Annotated in this window: 4 protein-coding genes and 1 pseudogene; 1 reads left to right on the forward strand and 4 read right to left on the reverse strand. The window is 64.1% G+C overall.

Translation table 11 applies throughout. From position 1 onward, the window contains the following. A partial coding sequence (locus Q4P21_RS07430; RefSeq protein WP_303388156.1) for a VOC family protein occupies positions 1-264 on the reverse strand: 264 nt, incomplete at its 3' end. 67 nt (positions 265-331) lie between these two features. Then, entirely contained in the window at positions 332-982 is a 651-nt protein-coding gene (locus Q4P21_RS07435) for a maleylpyruvate isomerase family mycothiol-dependent enzyme (protein WP_303388157.1), read from the reverse strand. Between the two features lie 52 nt (positions 983-1,034). On the opposite strand from Q4P21_RS07435, the gene Q4P21_RS07440 reads away from it, so the two are divergent. Next, the gene (locus tag Q4P21_RS07440; RefSeq protein WP_303388158.1) at positions 1,035-1,727 is read left to right on the forward strand and encodes a helix-turn-helix domain-containing protein; all 693 of its coding nucleotides are present in this window, start codon (positions 1,035-1,037) and stop codon (positions 1,725-1,727) included. Positions 1,728-1,777: 50 nt separating this feature from the next. Here Q4P21_RS07440 and bioD read toward each other — a convergent pair whose 3' ends face one another. Together bioD and Q4P21_RS07450 are read right to left on the reverse strand one after the other, a co-directional pair. Next, positions 1,778-2,467, reverse strand: coding sequence for a dethiobiotin synthase (gene bioD / locus Q4P21_RS07445; protein ID WP_303388159.1), 690 nt, complete (start codon positions 2,465-2,467; stop codon positions 1,778-1,780). Continuing rightward, positions 2,464-2,772: pseudogene (locus Q4P21_RS07450) on the reverse strand (cytochrome P450); the annotation flags it as partial. The pseudogene Q4P21_RS07450 and the gene bioD, both read right to left, overlap by 4 nt.

Raw genomic sequence — 2,772 nt, forward strand, 5'->3', positions numbered from 1 at the left:
AAGGACGCCAAGTGTTGCCTCGCCGATGTCCTCCACCATGATGTCAAGATGCATTTGTTGCGGAACGGCGGGACTGGGCCACGTTGGCCGGCGGTGGCCGGGTGCGCGTTGAAATGCCAACCCGGATGACGTCTCGTTCTCCGCAACCACGACGAAGTCATCGCTGTCATAAGTGATGGGCTGGCCCAACAAGCGCGCATAGAACCCCGCTAAGTTGCGTGGATCCGGACAATCAAGAACAAGGTGGTGGAGACGTCCAAGCATGCCTCCATCCTCCCGTGGGCTACGCCTTCACACCAGCCCCACCAGTAGAGTGTCAGGGCACCCGCTGTCAGGCAGCCTGGCCCAGCGCGGCGCTGAAGGCCGCGGCACCGTCACCGGTAAACTCCGCCGCGTCCACGGGCCTCCCTGAGACGGCCATGAGAAGACTGATGGCAGGCCCACGAACCTCGGGTCCTTCTCCGTGGACAAACTCTGTATCGGTGGCGACAAGACGCCTTCCCGCTGCACGTTCCCTACCTCCCCCCATCGAGACGCTGGTTTTGACTTGATACTCGAGTGCCTGCGCCACGTGGGCAGACGGATAGTCGCGGTGGATACCCAGCGGGCGGCGAATATCCTCGCCGTGGACAAAGACCTCAACAAACCGGGTGGCCAACGCCGCCGGGGGCGTGCAGCGATACGTGCACACCGCCTGCAGCTGACCCAGGGTATCTCTGGGATGGGCAGCCTTTTCGCGGGCAATCCCCGAAGCGTTGTCACGGTCAAAGTCGAAGCGGGCAACCACGAGCCGCCGAACGAAACCCCAACGCGTGGTCTTCGCAGAATCCACCAGGTGCGCCACTAAGTCGTGGACATCCCAGGACGGGCACAGCGACGGCGTTTGCCACTGGGCCGGGGTCAACTTCTCCAAGTCCACGATCAGCGCCCTGCGCTCAGCATGCACCACCGGCCAAACAACGGTGCTGGGAATCTTAGCCATGAAGCTATGAGAACAGTAGCGCTCACTTCTTGTCAAGGAGTAAAATGGCTTCATGGCTGCGCGGAGAAGTTACGGTTCATACAACGACGGGTGCGCCTCCTCCCATGCCTTGGACCTGGTCGGCGAGCGTTGGGCTCTCATCATTGTCCGAGAATTGCTGCTGGGTGCCAAGAGGTTCGTTGACATCCAGCACGACATCCCCGGCCTCGGCCCGGGACCGCTCACGCAGCGGCTGCAGGATCTGGAAGAAGCAGGCATTGTGCGCCGTCGTTCATTGCCTGCGCCGGCCCACGTGAGCGTGTACGAACTCACCGAGTGGGGCAGCGGCCTTGAAACCGTCAACACGGCGCTCTCCCAGTGGGCCATCCAATCCCCCCGCCTGCCGCTGGCGGCGGACATGAGTCCCGACACCCTAGTCCTGGCCATGCGCGCCCATGCCCGCCCGCTCGCCCCAGGTTCACCGGGACGCAACGTTTCCTTGACCTTGACCGACTCGCGCACACCCAGCAGGGCTCCCGTGGAGTATGTGGCAGCGCTGACATCCGAGGAGACGAACATCGTGAGGGCCGCAACCATTCAGGGGACTGCTGTTGACACCCTTGACGCACAGGCAAGTTGCACCACGCGAACGTGGAAGTCCCTGATCATGGGCGGAGTCTCATTGGACAGCACAGATCTCTCGATCAGCGGCAGCGCCGACGCTGTCCAGGAACTCGTCGATGCCACCAAATTGCAGCTGCCCTGATCACTCAGCCGGGCTCTTCTCCTATCGAGGAAAGCAACTCAGAACGCGCCTTAGACGGCGAGCCATCCCGGCGCCGCAGCCCGGAACTGCTCTCCCGTCAGCAAGGCTGCGCCCTCGGGCAGGCAACCCAGCAGTGTCGTGGGCAAAGCCGCGAAGAAGTCCCGGTTGTCCAGTTCCACGTCCATGGGTTCCTGCGGCCACGAGCCCACGACCAGCCCTGCCGCTGCCAAATTCCGGCGATCCAGGGCCTCGAGGGTGAGCAGCGTGTGGTTTAGCGTGCCCAGGGAACTGCGGCACACCACCACTACGGCCGCCCCCGGGAGATGTGCGGCTAGATCCGCGATCGTATTCGACTCCGCATCAAGTTCCACCAACACCCCACCTGCGCCTTCCACCAGAACATGGTCGTGCCCGGCAGCCAGTTCGCGGATGGCTGCCACGTGGTTTGCCAGCGTTGGCAGCTTTCCTCCCTCACGGGCAGCAGCGGCAACGGGTGCCATGGGGAGCGTAAGCCGCACACCCTCAACCGCTGCGGCAATTCCAGCCAGGCGCCGCACCTCCCCCATGTCACCGCCGTCGCTGGCAAGCACGCCAGTCTGGGTCGGTTTGTAGGCGGCCACGGATCTCCCGGCAGCCTGCAGCGCAGCGGCAAGCGCCGCCGTCGCCACTGTCTTTCCAACGTCGGTGTCGGTGCCAGTGACAAGCACGACGGCGGGCAGCCGGAGGATCTGTGAAGTCATCGTTCACTTCTTTCCACAAGTACGGACAAGGGGGTTTGGAAGGACAGCAAGCGCAGCCAGTCCGGTTCCGGCCCTGACAGCATCAGGTGCGGCAAGGCGCAGGCTGTTTCCTGGACCACGAGCGTGGCCTCAAGCTCCGCCAGTTTGGCGCCTAGGCAGCGGTGGAGTCCGTGGCCAAAAGCCAGCGAATACGCTGTGGGCGGCGCCTGCGGTCCGTGGTGGCCGGAGAGTTCCAGCAGCACCTCGGCACCTGCCGGCAGCAGCACGCCGTCCAGCACCGTGTCGCGCAGCGCGGCCCTGCGCCA

The organism is Arthrobacter sp. (assembly GCF_030540645.1).
In the GTDB taxonomy this organism is placed as follows: Bacteria; Actinomycetota; Actinomycetes; order Actinomycetales; family Micrococcaceae; genus Specibacter.

Coding starts and splice junctions, on each gene's coding strand:
- Q4P21_RS07435 (WP_303388157.1), bottom strand. CDS start 982: ATGGCTAAGATTCCCAGCACCGTTGTTTGGCCGGTGGTGCATGCTGAG.
- Q4P21_RS07440 (WP_303388158.1), top strand. CDS start 1,035: ATGGCTGCGCGGAGAAGTTACGGTTCATACAACGACGGGTGCGCCTCC.
- bioD (WP_303388159.1), bottom strand. CDS start 2,467: ATGACTTCACAGATCCTCCGGCTGCCCGCCGTCGTGCTTGTCACTGGC.